Origin of the sequence: Rhodovulum sp. (assembly GCF_011048875.1) — a bacterium.
GTDB classification, from domain to species: Bacteria; Pseudomonadota; Alphaproteobacteria; order Rhodobacterales; family Rhodobacteraceae; genus Rhodovulum; species Rhodovulum tesquicola.
In genome coordinates this window covers 1-2,266 of the sequence record NZ_DSDD01000287.1, presented here as the reverse complement: position 1 = coordinate 2,266, position 2,266 = coordinate 1, and the positions used below count along the sequence as shown (strand labels likewise).

The 2,266-nt window shown below is 66.6% G+C and carries 3 protein-coding genes; 2 read left to right on the top strand and 1 reads right to left on the bottom strand.

The features are described from left to right. Window positions 1-735 (bottom strand): YebC/PmpR family DNA-binding transcriptional regulator (locus ENN83_RS10090; RefSeq protein WP_287186576.1); only part of this gene is annotated, 735 nt, incomplete at its 3' end. 163 nt (window positions 736-898) lie between these two features. Between ENN83_RS10090 and ENN83_RS10085 the strand changes: the two genes are divergently transcribed. Both ENN83_RS10085 and ENN83_RS10080 read left to right on the top strand, forming a co-directional pair. After that, window positions 899-1,588 carry a tyrosine-protein phosphatase gene (locus ENN83_RS10085; RefSeq protein ID WP_287186573.1) on the top strand — a complete coding sequence of 230 codons (690 nt, stop codon included), beginning with the start codon at window positions 899-901 and terminating at the stop codon, window positions 1,586-1,588. Window positions 1,589-1,591: 3 nt separating this feature from the next. Continuing rightward, a partial coding sequence (locus tag ENN83_RS10080) for an ABC transporter transmembrane domain-containing protein (protein ID WP_287186570.1) occupies window positions 1,592-2,266 on the top strand: 675 nt, incomplete at its 3' end.

Here is a 2,266-nt window from a genome sequence, read left to right as displayed (position 1 = left end):
CTGGGCCAGAACCTCGTCACTGGCCTCGAAATTGGTGGTCACGCGCTGCACATCGTCATCATCCTCCAGCGCATCCACCAGCTTCATCAGCTTCTGCATGCCCTCGAGGTCAAGCTCGATCGTGGTGCCGGGCTGCCAGATCAGCCGGGTCGATTCGCTTTCGCCAAGCCGCGCCTCGAGCGCGGCGGCCACCTCGCCCAGATCGGTATCGGCGCACAGGATCACATGGTCGTCCTCGCTGCTTTCGGCATCCTCGGCGCCGGCCTCGATCGCGGCCATCATCACGGAATCGGCGTCACCCACGGCGGCGGGATAGCGGATCTCGCCCTTGCGCTCGAACATGAAGGCGACCGAGCCGGTCTCGCCAAGATTGCCGCCATGCTTGGTGAACAGCGACCGCACGTTCGACGCGGTGCGGTTGCGGTTGTCGGTCATCGCCTCGACAATCACCGCCACGCCACCGGGCCCATAGCCTTCGTAGCGGATTTCCTCGTAATTGTCGCCCTCGCCACCCTGCGCCTTCCTGATCGCGCGCTCGATATTGTCCTTGGGCATCGAGTTGGCCTTGGCCTCCTTGACGGCAAGGCGCAGGCGGGGGTTCTTGTCGGGATCGGAATCGCCCATCTTGGCCGCGACGGTGATCTCCTTGGACAGCTTGGAGAACAGCCTGGCCCGCACCGAGTCCTGCCGGTTCTTGCGGTGCTGGATGTTCGCCCATTTCGAATGGCCTGCCATGGAACCCTCTTCGACGGCTGTTTTCGACGCCCCGCTCTATAGGCCAGCGCGCCGGTGCGCCGCAAGAGCGCGCGGGGACGCTCGGGCCGGGGCGGCATTCGCTTGTCAGGCAGGCCCATTCGGGCTATCCCCCCACCGCGTGCCGCAGGGCGCCGGGGAAACGATGTTCGACCAGATCAAGACCCGCCTCGATGCCTTCGATCGCCGGATGCGGGATGCCTTCGACGGCGACATCTCGACGCCTGCGGGACGGCGCGCGGCGTTCTGGCATTTCCAGATCATCGACCATGCCTTCCTGCGCATCTTCTGGACCAACCTGCACCAGTTCGCGCCTGGGGCGTGGCGGTCGAACCAACCGGATGCGCGGCGGCTGCGGCGCTATCGCGACATGGGCATCCGCACCGTGCTGTCGCTGCGCCGGGACGGATCTGCAAGCCATCAGCTGTTCGAGGCGGAGGCCTGCCGCGCGCTGGGGCTGACTCTGGTCAACCACCGCATGCATGCCCGCCAGATGGCACGGCGCGCCGATCTGCTGGCGCTGCTCGACCTGTTCGAGACCATCGAGAAGCCCTTCGTGATGCACTGCAAGTCGGGGGCGGACCGGTCCGGGATCGCCGCGGCGCTTTATCTTCTGCATGTCGAGGGTGCGACGCTTGCCGAGGCAAGGCGCATGCTGCACTGGCGTTTCATCCATTTCCGCAACTCCGACAGCGGCGTTCTGGACCAGATGCTCGACGCCTGCGAGACCGACATGATGATCGACCCGATGCCGATCCGCGACTGGATCGCGACGCGCTACGACCCGGACGCGATCGAGGCGACGTTCCGCGCGCATCGCCACCGGGGCCGCTGAACGATGGACGCGCCGCATGACAGCCGACCCATCATCCGCTGGCTCTGGCGCGGCTATCTGCGCCGCCATATCGGGATGATCGGCGCCGCGATGGCGCTGATGACCATCGAGGGCGGCACGCTGGGCGCGCTCAGCTACCTGTTCAAGCCGATGTTCGACACCATCTTCATCGCCGGAAACCGCGGCGCTATCCCGCTGGTGGCTGCGGCGGTGATCGTCCTGTTCCTGGCCCGCGCGATCGCGGGTTTCGGGCAGCGGCTGCTGATGGCGCGGGTGGGCCTTTCGGTTTCGGCGGCTCTGCAGCGTGACCTTGTCGGGCACATGCTGACGCTGGACAGCGTCTGGTTCCAGAAGACGCCGCCCGGCAACCTGATCGAACGGGTGCGCGGCGACACCATGGCCGCAGCGAATATCTGGAACACGGTCTTCACCGCGGCAGGGCGGGACGCGGTGGCGCTGATCTCGCTGTTCGCGGTTGCGGTCTCGATCGACTGGCTCTGGACGCTGATCGCGCTGGCGGGCGTGCCGCTTCTGTTCGGCCCGATCGCCATCCTGCAACGCTGGGTGCGGCGCACCACGCGGGCCGCACGCGAGGCCGCCGCCTCGATCTCGAACCGGCTGGACGAGACGTTTCACGGGGTCACAACGATCAAGCTGAACCGGCTGGAATCGCGCGAG